At 62.5% G+C, this 15,197-nt stretch carries 8 protein-coding genes; all 8 read left to right on the forward strand.

Annotation, left to right across the window (positions count from 1 at the left end):
• The 8 genes from YUA_RS0128770 to YUA_RS47115 are packed head-to-tail and all read left to right on the forward strand — an operon-like array spanning window position 1 to window position 15,136.
• On the forward strand, window positions 1–4,890 hold the full coding sequence (locus YUA_RS0128770) for a tape measure protein (RefSeq protein ID WP_027533806.1): 4,890 nt from the start codon (window positions 1–3) through the stop codon (window positions 4,888–4,890).
• Window positions 4,887–8,270, forward strand: a complete 3,384-nt coding sequence (locus YUA_RS0128775) for a hypothetical protein (RefSeq protein WP_027533807.1) — start codon at window positions 4,887–4,889, stop codon at window positions 8,268–8,270. Before YUA_RS0128770 ends, YUA_RS0128775 begins: the two co-directional genes overlap by 4 nt.
• Window positions 8,267–10,735 (forward strand): hypothetical protein, encoded by a 2,469-nt coding sequence (locus tag YUA_RS47110; RefSeq protein WP_156947298.1) that lies wholly within the window; start codon window positions 8,267–8,269, stop codon window positions 10,733–10,735. Before YUA_RS0128775 ends, YUA_RS47110 begins: the two co-directional genes overlap by 4 nt.
• A gap of 2 nt (window positions 10,736–10,737) precedes the next feature.
• The gene (locus tag YUA_RS0128785; RefSeq protein ID WP_027533808.1) at window positions 10,738–11,568 is read left to right on the forward strand and encodes a phage BR0599 family protein; all 831 of its coding nucleotides are present in this window, start codon (window positions 10,738–10,740) and stop codon (window positions 11,566–11,568) included.
• Between the two features lie 37 nt (window positions 11,569–11,605).
• On the forward strand, window positions 11,606–11,842 hold the full coding sequence (locus YUA_RS0128790) for a hypothetical protein (protein WP_245285284.1): 237 nt from the start codon (window positions 11,606–11,608) through the stop codon (window positions 11,840–11,842).
• Window positions 11,839–12,075 carry a hypothetical protein gene (locus tag YUA_RS45335; protein ID WP_035972126.1) on the forward strand — a complete coding sequence of 79 codons (237 nt, stop codon included), beginning with the start codon at window positions 11,839–11,841 and terminating at the stop codon, window positions 12,073–12,075. The genes YUA_RS0128790 and YUA_RS45335 overlap by 4 nt, the downstream gene beginning before the upstream one ends.
• A complete protein-coding gene (locus YUA_RS0128800) occupies window positions 12,075–14,417 on the forward strand; it encodes a phage tail protein (protein WP_027533811.1) in 2,343 nt (780 codons plus the stop codon). The genes YUA_RS45335 and YUA_RS0128800 overlap by 1 nt, the downstream gene beginning before the upstream one ends.
• On the forward strand, window positions 14,417–15,136 hold the full coding sequence (locus YUA_RS47115; RefSeq protein ID WP_084292937.1) for a DUF2793 domain-containing protein: 720 nt from the start codon (window positions 14,417–14,419) through the stop codon (window positions 15,134–15,136). The genes YUA_RS0128800 and YUA_RS47115 overlap by 1 nt, the downstream gene beginning before the upstream one ends.
• Window positions 15,137–15,197: the final 61 nt, after the last annotated feature.

A 15,197-nucleotide genomic window follows, 5' to 3' on the forward strand; every position in this document is an offset into this window, starting at 1 on the left:
GTGGCGAACAGAGACGTCGAGCTCGTGATCAAGGCTAAAGCGGAAGCCGCGAAAGCGGTGCAGTCCGTCAGCGACGCTCTCAAAGAACTCGCCACCGTTCAAGACCAGGTCGGCACCAGCGCTTCCCGAACGGACAATCTGCTCGGGAAGCTCGCCACCGAATTCGGCACCCTCAATAAACAGATCGCAGGCCTCGCCGCGCTTAACACCGTGGCCGAGAAGATGGACAAGGCGGCGAGCGCCATCGGCCGTCTTGAGCAGAGCACGGCCAAGGCTGCCGCCGACGCGACCAAATTGAGCGCCGAATATGAGCGGGCGACCACGTCCGTCACCGCGCTCACCGCGAAGGCGCAGGAGTCGGCAAGCGCTTTCAATACGCAGCGCGCCGCCCTGGCCGCCGCTCGTAGCGAACACACGTTGCTCAATGCGCAGGTCAAAGAAGCCGAGTCCAATTATTCCCGCCTCTATCGGGCCGTTCAGAGCGCCAAGGCGCCGAGCGACGCGCTGAAGCAATCGTTGCGGGATCAGCGGGACGCCCTGATTGCACTGTACGGTCAACAGCAGTCGTCCGCCGGCAACGTGGCCGCTCAACAGGGCGCGCTCGCTGCAGCACGGAACACCGCCCGTGAGAACCGCGAAGCGGCCAGCGCGGCTGTCGCCAATCAGTCGGCGCTTCAAGCCGCGCTCGACAGATCATCGCAGTCGGCCTTCCGCGAAGCTGCGGCTCTCGACACCGCGCGCGCCGGCATGGCCGAGATGTCAGGTGTCGCCGGCACCGCGGCGACCGCGCTCGGCGGCGTGGCAGTCAGTCAGGAACAGATTGCAGCCGCCTCGGCTCGCGCTGCGGCCGATCTGAAGAACGTCACCACGGCGCTCGATCAGCAGCGCCAATCCGGCTCCGGGAGCGTGACGACCGCCGGGCCGGCGGCAGGCGCGACGGCGGCCTATCGTGCCCAGGTCCAAGCCGTTCAGGACGCTAAGACCGCCTACCAAGCCGCCAACGCCGAGGCGACCCGGCTGGGCGCCGCTCTGCGCAATACGACCCAACCCACCCGCGAGCTTCAGACCGCCTTCGTCCTCGCTCAAGCGGCATCCGCCGGCGCCAAGCAGGCTTATTTCGACCAGGCCGCGGCCCTCAATCAGTTGCGCGGGCAGACCCAGGGCACCTTTGCCGCATTCAGCCAGGGCGTGGCCCAGATGGCTACGGCGAGCGCCCAGGTTCGGACGACCGCTTTCGCCGGCACCGAGGCCCTCCGCTCTGTCGCCAGCGCTGCGACCCAAGCGGGGTCTGCCGCGGGATCTGCGACCGCGGGAACGTTCTCCCTGCGCGACGCCTGGGAATCCCTGACCGGAAGCGGTCGGGAATCCCTGTCGGTATTCCAGCGTGTTCGCGGTGAGCTGCTGGCGCTGGCCGTCGGCTACCTCGGCGTTCAGGCGGCGATCAACCGGCTCGGCGATGTCGTCACGACCTTCCGCACCTTGGAGGCCGCGCAGAACCGCCTCGGCGCCGTGTTCCAGCAGGACAAGGGCAAGACTGCCACCGAACTCGACTTCATCGCGCGCACCGCGGACCGCCTCGGCTTCAGCTTCGGCACCCTGGCCGACGAATACGGCAAGTTCTCGGTGGCCGCCAACGCCGCCAACTTCACGATCGGCGAGACCCGGAAGGTCTTCCTCGCGGTCGCCGAGGCCGCTCGAGTCAACAAGCTCTCGACGTCCGAGACCGAAGGCGTCTTCCTCGCCCTCAGTCAGATGTTGTCGAAGGGCAAGATCCAATCGGAAGAACTCCGACGTCAGCTCGGTAACCGACTGACCGGTGCGTTCCAGATCATGGCCGATGCGCTCGGCATGACCTCGGCCCAGCTCGACAAGGCGATGCAGAAGGGCGAAGTCCTCGCCAACCAAAGCACGCTGATCAAGTTCGCCGACGAGCTGATCAAACGGTTCGGCTTGCAGCTCCCGGACGCGCTGACCTCGCTGACGACCGAATTGGGTCGCTTCGAAAACGCCAAGTTCATGAGTCAATTGCTTGTCGCAGCCGGCGGCTTCACGGACGCGTTGAAGAACGCTCTGAAGACCCTCAACGATCTCGCCGCGCAGAAAAGCACCCAGGACTTCTTCCTCGGGCTCGGCGCGGCGATGGGACGCGTGGTCGACGCGGGCGTGGTGCTGATCACGCATTTCAAGGCGATTGCGACGGCGGTCGAGATCCTGATCGCCGTCAAGATCGGCGCAGCCTTCGCAACCTGGGCGTCGCAGGCTGGACTCTTCTCCTCCGCGATTGCTGCCGTTCGCGCTGCGACCATCGCGGCGGCAGTGTCGATCGAACTGATTGGTCCCGCGGCGACGGCGGGCTCGATCGCGATGGGTGTTTTGCAGGGAGCGGCAGCCACCCTGCGCGCGGCTATGCTTGCGCTTTGGACCGCGGTCGGCGGCCCCATCGGCATCATTGCCGCGGCTACAATTTTCTTCGGTGGCAATCTGCTTGTGAAGTGGATGACCAGCGTCGACTCAGCCACGGGGGCAATGGCCGAGCACAAGCGGATCGTCGGAGAAGTCGCGTCCGCCTACGAGGCCGCCGCCGGGAAGGCCGAGGACTGGACCAAGCGTGTCAAGAACGCATCGTCAGTCGAGATCCTCAACAACTTTAAGCAACTTCAAACCGAGCTTGCCAGCGCGAAAGATCGCATTTCGAATGCGGCGACTGTCGATCAGACGCAGCTTATCGGTCGTTCCTCGCAGCAGAAGGAGATCGACAATCTCATTGCGGCGTTCAATCGGGGCGAGAAGTCTGCCACCGAACTGCGCGATGCTGTCGATCAGATTTTCAAGAACACGAACGATGACGACACTCGCGCCTATGCTGAGAACGTCATCAAGGCGGCGACCGCCTACGACAGTTTTTCCGTCGCGCTCGGCAAGACTGCCGTCATCGTTCAAGAGATGGGCATCAAGACCGACGGTCTTGACAAGGCGCTCGAGCAGAACCGCCAGACCATGCGGACGGTGGTCGGCGCCGTCGATCAGGTTGGCGGCAGCTTCCGCGGCGTCAGGTTCGATATCGACGCGTTCACCAAGGCTTTCGAAGCCGTTCAGAACGTCATCCCGTCGGTCGCCAAGCAGCTCGAAAACCTCAAGGTCCAAACGGACCTGAACAAGAACTCGTGGGCTGCGTTTACCCAGGCCGTCGCGTCCGGTGACTTCGATCGCATCAAGAACGTCCTCGACGCCACCAGCCGCGCGCAGACGGCTGCGAAGAACACCGCGGACCTCGCCTTTGAAAAGAGCTTGCCGTCGGGAAGCCTCGACGCGGTTCTCGAACGCATCATCAAGGTCGAGAGCGGCGGCAATCCCGCAGCAACCAATCCCAAGTCGAGCGCCGTCGGTGTCGGTCAGTTCACCGAAGGCACCTGGTTGGCTCTGTTCGATAAGGTTTTCCCCGCGCTAGCCGACATCAGTGACGCGGTGAAGCTCGGGTATCGGACCGACGCGGACATGTCGCGGCAAATGCTGGCCGCGCTGACGCAGCAGAACCAAGCGGCCCTGGTCAAGGCTGGGATCACTCCGGACCCGACGAACACTTATCTCGCTCACTTCCTGGGCTCCGGCGGCGCGATCAAGATGATCCTCGCCAACCCGAACGAGCTCGCGTCCGCCGTGGCTGGTCAGAAGGCTACGAATTCCAACCCGACCATTCTCGGCAACGGTCAAACCGCGGGCGACGTGGTCGAGTGGGCTCGCCGAAAAATGGGCGGTGGTCAGCAGCTCAACAACACCGGCGCTACTAACTCCGAAGTCACGCAAAAGTCGGTCGACGACGTCGTTAAGCAAAACCAGCAGGATCTCGAAATCCAGCGGTTGAAGAACGATGAGAAGAACCGCGAAGCCGCCATCCAGCAAAAGCTCAACGAGCTTCAGAAGGACGGCACCGTTCTCACGACCGACCAGATTGCGAAGGTTCGCGAGACGACCGGCGCGCTGTTCGATCAGCAAAACCAGCGCACGGCAGAACGTACGGCGGTTCAGGAAGCCAACGGTCTCTATGCCCGTCAGAAGCAACTTGTTGATGAAATCAAACAGGCCAACGCTCAAGGCGACATCGGCCGGGTCGGAACGCTCACGACTGAGCTGACCAATGTCAACGCCGAGCTGACGCAGGCTGTTCAGAAGGCCCTCGAGCTGGCGAACGCGCTGGGCGACAACAAGTCAATCGCTCAGCTCAACGCCATGAGCGCGAGCATCTCGAACATCGGCGTCGCGCTTCGCACCCAAGTCGTCAGCGCGCAGCAGATCAGTACGCAGCTCGCCGGCGGCTTGACCACGGCCCTCATGTCCTCGGTGGATGCGATCGGCCAGGCGGCCTCGGGCACCAAGAGTTGGAGCGACGCGCTGAAGGGCGTCGGCCAGGCGTTCCTCAAGTTCGCCGCGGACTTCTTGAAGCAGATCGCCGAGATGATCATCAAGCAGGCGATCCTGCGCGCCCTGCAATCCTCCGGCATCGGTGGCGGCATCTCCGGAGCGATCAACGGTCTGTTCAGCACCGCGCACACGGGCGGCATGGTCGGTGGACGCAGCGCCTCGCGAACGGTGCCCGTCGAGTGGTGGAGCAATGCCGCGCGCTTCCATAGCGGCGGCTTGGTCGGCCTCGCCCCTGACGAGCGTGCGATTATCGCCAAGACGAGCGAAGAAGTTCTGACCGATACTGATCCGCGTCATCGGTTCAATCTCGGTAAGGGTTCCGCGCCGGCCGCTCCGGCCAACATCAAGGTCGTCAACACGATCGACCCTGGCGACTTTATGAGCGCGGGCCTCGCCACTCGACCGGGTGAGCAGGCGTTCATGAATTTCATATCGGCAAATCGCAACGCGCTGAAGTCGCTACTGGCATGAGCCTGAAGTTTGCTCGCGATCTACCGGCGAAGCCGTTCAACACGACTCTGCCTCGGTTCGATCCGAGGTTTTGGACGGTCGACTTCAACAAGGAAATGCTCGCGACGATCATCCCTCTGACGGATGACACGTTCAAGGTCTTGGCGCAGTTCCGAAGCAATGCGGACTTCATCGGCGTCAAGTGGCAATCCGAAGATCGCTTCGACCACGACTATTTCAAGTACGCGACCGACAATGACTACACCAACACCATCCTCGCGTTTCGCCACAACCCGACGAACCCCAATCAGTTCACCGCGACGATCCGCGACAGCTCTTTTGCGTGGACATACCGTCTGGTGCCCTACGCCTTGGTCGGCGGGGAATACGTTCCTTTGGACCCGCTGTTCAACACGGGGCGCGCCTACCCCGCCAGCGTCATCAAGCCGGCGGCTGAGTGGACCGCCATTCCGGGCGGACTGGTGCCGTATCACGGGCGCACCGACTACATCTTCATTCTCGATTTCGATGACCTGCGCATCCTTCATTTCTACAAAGGTCGGCAGATCGACGCGCGCGGCGTCTTGGAAATCTCCTTCGACACGTTAATCGGCTCACACGGTCTCGGCGAAACGACCAATATCGAGTCAATCGTGCAGATCGGAACGAACCAAATTCAGCTCACGATGAGCAACGTCAGGATCGGCGCGAAGCTGGTACCCGGTGACAAGCTACAGGTCGTCTATAGGACCGCACTGCGCCTGGCTGGCCCGCACCAGGAAGAATACGAAGTTATCTCCTCGAGCGGATTCGGCACCGGGACGCTGACGGCCATCTGCAAGGGCAACGTGCTCGGCGGCTCCTTCCTGGTCGCCGACGCTTTCTACGGCCGCTTCTTGAAATCGATTTGCCCGGTTGCCCTACAGGACTACGAATTCTATTTCGCCGATCTCAATTGCGTCGGCAACCGCACCGCTGTCTTGAAGCTCAATCATCCGCAGCCAGCGCATTCGCTGATGATGACGAGCGGCTTCGACGACTCCTATTCGACGTCGGCCGAACGCCAAGTCGAGATGGTCCACGCGCTGGGCTATCGCGGCTTCTGGAACACCTACGTCGGCATGTCGCACTACTTCAACGCCCGAACAGTTTGGCTGGACAGCGAGACCGGCACTCACATCCCCGTGGGAAACGATACGGCGCACCAAATCCTGTTCGCTGGCAGCGTCGGCGCAGCGGCTCACTTCACGATCGGGAACGTCCCGAACCGCGGCATCGATCAATTCAAAACTGACCTCGGCGTCCACTACGGAATCCCGGGCGGTTTGTTCAGCGTCGTCAACGGGGCGGTCGCCAACTCGGTTGTCGATCGCGCGTGCGCTCCCGATCCGACCGACGCCGATGGTTGGTATTGGTGGGACATTGAAGCCGCCGTGCCGGGGCCCGCGCTCGTATATTGCGTGCTCAAGGCCGCCAAGAGCAACCTCACGGCTATTCTCTGGTCGGCCGGCGAGCTCGACGCAGCCGCGCTCGAGTCTCCCGCTGGTCGCGTCCCCGCCCCCAGCTATACCCGGCACGAGGCTTGTCTGCGGGCGATCTTCGCCTACATGCGGGCTCAATGGGGCGATCTCCCGATCATCATCCAAGACGTCGCCTGGGGCTGGACAGCGGCTAACCTGGCGGCCCCGAGCGGCCAGCCGATCTATCTGGACGCGTCGGCCAATTCCTGGGGCGATATCGTCCTGACCTGGCTGTCGTTGCGGTTCAGCCCTGTCGGGCGGACCTATACCGTCGAGATCCTGCCAGCGGTCGGCGAGACCCCGGTGCGGACGATCGTGGTGCCGGGGACGCAGATCGACGGCGGCCTCATCTATGCCGATTACCCCGTCGAGCTCAACGTTGTCGATTGGGGCTTCCCTCCGAACTTCCTCCGGTGGCGCGTCCGCGACGACGTCGGCAACGTGTCCGCGGATTGGGCGAACTTCCCGCAGATCGACAATGCCGCGATCGTCAAGCGCACGGTGCTGTTCGGCGGCCAGTCCAATGCGTTCGGACACTTCAGCGAGCTATCGGGCGCCACGAAGGCCGACTATTCGGCCGGGACCTTCCGCCGGCACCTGGCCGACCTGCTGGGCCTGCGCCACGTTCAGGTGATGCCGGTGAACGCGTCACTAGGCTCGTCGGCGATCGACCGCCAGGCCGACGACGATCCGGTGCACGGCGTCAACTACTGGTGGGACCTCGGCGACGCCAGCTACAATGTCGACGTCCCCGGTCCTCGCACGACAGCGCTGATCAACATCGTCAACGCCCTGGGCGTGCCGGTGGACGACCTGATTTGGTCCCAGGGCGAGAACGATGTCGGCGCGATGGACCCGATCGCCATGCCCCGCTATTCGACGGTGCAACGGTTCACGGACGCGACCTCGCGCGTGTTCGCCGCGATCTCGACGGCTTGCGGCGATGCAAACCTGCCGATTTGGATTCAGACCATCGGCCGCGGCTGGTGGGGCGATACCCCTCCCCCGCAACCAAGCGAGGTCGCGGGCATCTATTACAAGGCCGCGCGCGATGTGCAGAAGGATCTTGCGGCCAACTCGCAGCAAATCCGGATCGGCTCGTGGCCGGCCGGTCTCGCGCGCAGCCAGAACTACATCAAGGAGACTGGCAACTTCGGTTGGATTCACTACAAGAGCGCGGTCTATCATGCCGCGGCCACCGAGCTTGCCGAGTCGATTTTTAACGACGTCGATCTCGTCAACTCGGCGCCGGCATGGACGAGCTACGCGTCACCGCTCAACCTCCGTGTGACCAAGAGCGGCGCGACCGGCGATATTACGATCGCCTGGGACGATCCGAGCGGCTACGGTCGCACCTACGGCAGCAATTACGGGACGCTCAACGATAGCGGTTGGCGCGTCACGTCGCTCAACGTCGGTACCGGCGCAGTGGCTCGTGTTTGGACGACGAGCGGACGATCGCAGGCCTACACACTCGCCGAACAGACCGCCGACTACGGCTTTGGCGCGTCCTTCTGGTCGGGCAGTGTGCAGAGCTACGACGCGGTCAACGACATCCTCGGACCTGCGGCGAACTTCTCTGGTGCCGTCAGCGTGACCGGCGGACCGATGCCGACCGGGTTGTCCGCGACGCATTCGGGCAGCGACGTGATCTATGCGTGGAGCGGCACGCCTGGCGCGCAATGGCGCGTGCGCAACTACAACGTGGCGACGGGCACCATGTTCGCGGAGACCGTCGTTACTTCGATGTCCTACGACTTCACCGCAGCGATGCAGGTCGCCCAATACGGCTTTGCCGTGAGCTTCGTGCACTACAAGGTTTCGGAATTCGGCGCCGGTGAATGGGGCGCCGAAGCTGACTTTAGCGGGTCTGTGACGTGAAGTACCCGTTCGACCCCGCTACGCTCGTCACGCCCGGCGCGGCACCTGATCCCGAGTCGTCGTCTGTGCAGCAGCGTATTCGGATGCGAGAAATCGCGGCGACGATCGCGAGCGACACCGCGGATGTCATTGTCGGAGCTCATGTCGCCGACTATCCGATCACCGCCTACTTCCTTGACGCCAACGGGGATTTCACGGCGTTCAATGCTGACACCAACCGGCTGATCGGTAGCGACCTGGCGGTGGGCTACGAAGCCGAGGTCTTGACGCTGCCGCCCACCCTCATGCTGGATATCGACAACCCCGATCGCTACACGATCCTGGGTGAGCTCTATCCTGCGGCCGACGCTGATGCCGTCACCTCGCCGCCGGTCAACGCCGCGACCATGGCATGGTTCAACGCGTTCTTCGCGAAGCTCAATGAGCTCGGCTACGACTACATCAACTCGGTGTCGTACGAGATCATCGATTTCTATATGCCGCCCGAGTGGAAGCAGCGCGACTATCTCGGGCGCCCGGGGCTTTCCGGCTGGGTGCCGCCCTCGAGCTTCATCACGCCGAGCAACCCCGAGCCGCTCAACTACATGGTCGAGGTTCAGAGGCAGTTTCTGACCGCGGCCGTGGCAGCCGGTCATTCACCGCGCTTCCAGATCGGCGAGCCGTGGTGGTGGGATGGCGCCTATTCCAACGGCGCCCCCTGTCTCTACGACGACTTCACGCGCGCGCTGTACGCGACCGAGACCGGCCATACGGTCCCGACGCCTTGGATCGAGAGCATCTATCAGCCGGTGTCCCCCGATCAGGTGCCGTACCTGACTTGGCTTCGCGACAAGCTCGGCGCGAGCACATCCTACATCCGCGACCACGTAAAGGCCGCTTTCCCGACCGCCGAAGCAACGCTGCTGTTCTTCACGCCGCAGGTGCTCAACCTCAGTTCGGAAGTGACGAACCTGGTCAACTTCCCAATCAACGACTGGAAATACCCAGCCTACGAATTCATGCAGATCGAAGATTACGACTGGATCATCGCCTCGCGCCTGGATCTGGTACCGCTGACCTTCGACGCTGCGCGCAACATCCTGCTCTATCCGCAATCGGTGGTGCACTACTTCGCCGGCTTCGTGCTCAACGCTCAAGACTATGAAATCTGGAAGTGGGCCGAGACCGCAATTCGAATGGCCCAGGAGGCCGACATGGCTTACATCTACGTTTGGTCTTACACCCAGGCGATCCGCGACAGCATCCTCTATGACGATCTGCCGCCCGAACCGCTGAACGTTCCGATCCTGAACCTGCCGCCGAATTGGAGCGACACCTACAACGTGATCCTCGAATTCAAGACGGAGATCATCACCAGTAGGTCGGGTAAAGAACAGCGCCGCGCTCTGCGTCGCACGCCGCGGAAGTCCCTCGAATATAGCATCGTGCTCAACGGTGCCGCGGCGCGCCAGTTCAACGCCGCGCTGTCGGCCTGGCAGGCCGGCAACTTCTTCACGCCCGAGCTCACTCGCAGCTGCACCAGCACAGCGGCAATGGCCGACACCGGCTTGGTCATGAGCGTGGATGCGCTGCCCGGCTGGATGCAGCTGGGAACCGCGATCATCATCAAATCCGGCGACGAGCTCGACGGTCGGATCGTCGATCAGATTGCGGGCAACGTCATCACGTTTACGACCGCCAACGCGGCCGGGGACACGCGCGCCTGGCCGGTCGGTACCGTCGTCTATCCTGCTCTGTTTGGCCGCCTGGTGTCCCCGATGTCGACGCGCCGGCAGACCAGCAACGCGACCGAGGCGACGGTGCGGTTCGACGTCGCGCCGGCTTCGGAGCCGCCGCTGCTCAATCCCCCGGTGGCCGAGCAGACATTCAACGGCGTGGAGGTGCTGACCGTTCGTCCGAATTGGGCGAAGCCGCTGGACGTGGAGCGACGCTTCGACTCGGAAACAATCGACTACGGTTGGGGAAAGACCCAGAACTTTTTCCCGACCGATTTCTCACAGCGTCTCATGAAGGCTACGTTCCTCGGCAAAAGCCGCGCGGATGCCGAGAAAGTGGTCGCTACCTTTATTCGCATGAAGGGGCAGCGCGGCGTCTTCTACATGCCGACCTACGAACGGGACATGGAAATTTCCCCGCTGGCGGCGCCCGGGGTCAATCTGCGACTCAGCGGCACGGAAATCGCCGACTGGCTTTCCGACGACACGGTCTATCGAAACATCGCAATCATCACGCGCGACAAGCAGATTCACTGCTACAGCATCGCGGCTGTTGCCAAGATCACCACGATCGATACTCTGCTGACTCTCTCGACTGCGGTGACGTCCGATATTCTTGCCAACGCGGCGATTGCCTGCTGGCTGCCGCTGTGCCGCTTCGCTTCCGACGAGCTGACGATTGCCTGGGCCACTGACGGCGTCGCGCAATTCGACCTGTCCATCAAGAGCATGCAAAACAACGAGACCTGATCATGGCGTTTGACGAATACGAGGACAGTCGCCACGACGGCGAACCCATCAACCTCTACAAGTTCATCTTCGGCGACGCGCCGGAAGACAAGCTCGGCTACACCGACGCCGAGACCGTCCGCGTGTTCGACAGCCTGAGCTATAAGCCGGTGGCCGTCTCGCGCGACAACATCAATTCGAACGGCACGCTCGACAAGGCGACGTTGACGCTGCGAATGCAGGGCGATATCGAGATGGCGGATCTGTTTCGCGTCTATCCGCCGAGCTACGTCATCGGTCTCGTCATCTATCAAGGGCACGCCGACGACCCATCGAACGAGTTTCTCGCGATCTGGTCGGGGCGCGTTCTCAACTGCGCGACGGCCGACAGCCAGGTCACGTTTACCGCGGAGCCGACGACCACCGCCATGAAGCGAACGGTGCTACGTCGCAACTATCAACGCGGCTGCGGGCACGCCCTGTACGGATCGCAGTGCAAGGCGCCGAAGGTGCTGATCGACAAGACGGTCACCGCGATCTACACGCGGAACACCATCACCGTGACGCCGTGGACCGAGAACGTGCAAGAGTTCATCGGCGGCACCGTCGAGTGGACGTCGACCAAGGGACGTCGCGAGATTGTCACCATTCGCGCGGGGGACAATTCCGGTAATATCCAGCTTTTCGGCACCCCTTCCGAGCTAACCGTCGGCGACGTCATTCGTTTTGCCCGCGGCTGCGACCACACGATGGGGGCCTTGGGCTGCAATCTGCACGCCAACATCAACAATTTCGGCGGCCAGCCATGGATACCCTTCAAAAATCCCGTTGGCTTCAACTCGCCTTTCAGCTAAATCTCAACCATTAGGTGATTTTCCCGGAGATCGCGACGTGGGTATCGAGACGCTTGTCGGCCAACTTGTCATCGGCCTCGCCCTGGCCGCGCTGTCCTACGTTCTCACGCCGAAGCCGCAACAAGAGAAGCCGCCGGCCGCGATGGACCTTGAAGCCCCGACGGCCGAGGCCGGGCGAACGATCCCTGTCGTGTTCGGTACCATGCGGGTCAAAGGGCTCAACGTCCTCTGGTACGGCGACATTCAAACCTACGAGTATGACACCGAAGCATGAGCGACATCGAACCCCAGCTCGAGCCCGCCGATGACGAAGGGCTCATCACGGCAAACGACGCCATCATGGCGGGCCATTGCGCGACCGGTGTCTATCGGTGGTTCAAGGAGCACGGCTTCGACGCTCGCAAGGCGATGCGCGAGGGCGTTAAGCTTTCGGAAGTTCGCGCGGTCAATGACGCCTTCGGCAACCAGGTGATCGAAAGAACCCTCGCCCGCCGCGGGGGCAACTGATGGGCGGCATTTTCGGCGGCGGGAGTACCTCGCAAACTCACGTCGCCAAATACTTCATCTCGCTCCATTACGGCATCTGCACGGGCCCGGTGGACTCCATCAACAAGATGGTGATCGACGACAAGATCGTCGATTGGGGCGGCTTCGTCGTCAACGCGAATTCGAGCACGGTCATCAATCAGACCGAGCTTTTCGGCGGCGAGAAGAAGCAAGGCGGTTTGCAGGGCATTTTCGACTTCATGCTCGGCGGACCTACGCAGCAGCTGACTGCCGGCGCCGCCGGCAAACTCGGCGGCACGCCCGACACCCTGCCCGGCTTCCGCGGCATCGCCTCGATCTTCGCGCGCGGCAACCAGGGCGCGTTCGGCACCGGCACGCCCGGCTTCTATTGGACCGCGAACAATCCCTATCTGTCGCCGCCATCCGTCGAGGTCACGCGCGTTCCGGTGGGGCCCAACGGCAAGGCCGCCCTGGACGGTGACCAAGCGAATTTCGCCGACATCATCTGGGAATGCCTCACCGACACGGATTGGGGCTTGGGCTCCCCGGAAGGCCTGCTCGATCGCGATTCCTTCAAGGCGGCAGCGACCACGTTGGGCGGGGAGAACTTCTGGGGTTCGATGATGTGGACCCGCCAGGACGTGGTCGAGAAGTTCATCAACGAAGTCATCGATCACATCCAAGCGACGCTGTTCGCCCACCCTCGAACCGGGCTGCTGACGATCCGCCTGTTGCGCGACGACTACGATCGCGACGCCTTGCCGGTCTTCACGCCCGACAACTGCAAGATCACGAAGTTCCAGCGCAAGGTCTGGGGCGAGACGGCAAACGAAGTCATCGTCTCATGGACCAACCCCGAGAGTGAGGAATCGGAGTCGGTCGTCGTTCACAACAACGCGAATATCTCGATTCAAGGCAGTGTCGTCAGCACCAGCAAAAACTACTACGGCGTTCGCAATGCCGATCTTGCTGCGCGGCTCGCCCTGCGGGATCTCACGCAGGTCTCCGAACCTTTCCTGGCGCTGAACATCGAAGCCAATCGAACCGCGTGGACGCTCGTTCCGGGCGACATGTGCAAGATCCAATATCCCGAGCACGGCATCGGCGAAGCCTACATGCGCGTCGGCACCGTCGATTACGGCAAGCCCGGTGCCTCGATCGTCAAGGCCGCCCTGGTCGAGGACATCTTTTCGTTCGGCACCTCGATCTTCGTGCCTGTTGGCGAGAGCCTGCCGCCGACCATTCCCGTGCCACCGACCATTCCCGATCCCGATCCGCCATTGCCTCCGGACGTGCCCTGGGTCGATCCCGCCACCGTGCCGACCGCGCTCGATCATCTGTTGATCCGCGATGTCCCCTTCTTCGTGCTCGCCCGCGCGATCGGCGACGCTGCGGTCCAATCGATCGAATATCCGTCGACTGGCAACATGATCCTCGCCGCAGAGGATTCGACGAACGTTTCGGCAATCGGCTATTGGACCCAGATTTACGGTCCCACCGGCGAGGCCTCGCTTCAACACGTCGGGTTCCTCAACAACCGCAAGCGCGCGCTCCTCACCGCCCCGCTGGCAGCCGCCGGCACCTCGACACTTGCATTCTCATCGCCCTACGGATCGCCGATCGACGTCGGCAGCATCATGGAGTTCGTCAGCGTCAGCAACCCGAACGTCTTCGAAATGGCCGCGGTGGCTGTCGACAACGGCGACGGCACTTACCAGCTGACGCGCGGCATTCTCGACACCACGCCGCTTCGCTGGAAGATCGGAGACGTCGTCTGGAACTATCCGGCGAACAGCTCACCCATCGATCCGACCGGCCGAACCGACAACGTTGATGCGATCTACAAATTCACGCCGCGCACGTCGAAGGGCATGTACTCCGTCAGCTCTGCGGCGCTGATCACGCAAACCGCGCACGATCGCATGCATCTGCCGTATCGCCCTGCGAACGTGAAATTCAACGGCGACCTGTACAGCCAGCAGATCGTTGGCACGAGCGACATCGTCGTGACCTGGTCGCGCCGCAATCGGTTGACCGAGAGCTCGCAGATCCTCGCGTGGACTGACGCCGACACGACTCCCGAGACCGGGCAGACGACCGTCATCGAGATTTTGGATGGCAGCGGAACGGTCTCAGCGACCCATTCGGGGCTGACCGGCACGACCTACACGGTGCTCGCGTCCGAAATCGCAACGGCGGCCGGCACCGGCGGCAAAGCCTTCATTCGCGTCAAGTCGGTCCGCGATGGCTTCGAAAGCCTCAACCCCGTCACCCGCAAGGTCACGACGATCGGTCTCGGTGGCTACGGTCTCAACTACGGCAAGGATTACGGAGCAGTCTAATGTCATCGCGCGCACTACCAGGTCTCGGACTGAAAGGCTTTTGGGGTTCCGGCTTCGATGGCTGGGACGGTGAGATGGACACCAACCTGCTGACGTTGTCCGTCCTCATGAACGGCATCGTCAAATCGGCGACGACCACCCTGCCCGGCTCCCCGACGAACGGCGACATCTACATCGTCAAGGTCGGCGATACGAACGCGGGCAAGATCGCGGTGCGCGACAACGGGGCGTGGGTCTATTTGACCCCGGTCCGCGGCTGGCGGCTCTGGGTCGACGACGCCTTGCAGTATCGGACCTATGACGGTGCCGTCTGGATAATCGAGAACGAGCTGCTCTCGGCATCGGTGGTTTCCGGCTCGGCGGTCGCCCTGACGACGAACACGGCGGCGAACGCCATGAGCATCGCGAATGTCCCGAAAGGCGATTGGGACGTCTCGATCAACGCCGCCTTCTTGCCTGCCAGCGCGACGTCGGTCACGGAACTGCTCGCCTCGATCTCCGTGACCTCCGCGACACTCGATACCACGCCTGGCCGCTTCAACAGCCAGCCGATGGCCCCCTTTGTGCCGGGCGCCAATTCCATGAGCCTGATCATCCCGTCCTACCGGCTCACGCTGGCTTCGATGAGCGCGATCTACTTTGTCGCGAGGGGCAAATTCACCGTGAACACCCTCGGGGTCTACGGCGTCTTGACTGCGCGTCGCGCCAAATTGGGCTAGGGTCAATATCAACCATTAGGTGATTCGTCAGGAGACCACGCAAATGCTCACTACTGCAATT

It is taken from the genome of Bradyrhizobium sp. WSM3983 (assembly GCF_000473045.1).
Classification (GTDB): domain Bacteria; phylum Pseudomonadota; class Alphaproteobacteria; order Rhizobiales; family Xanthobacteraceae; genus Bradyrhizobium.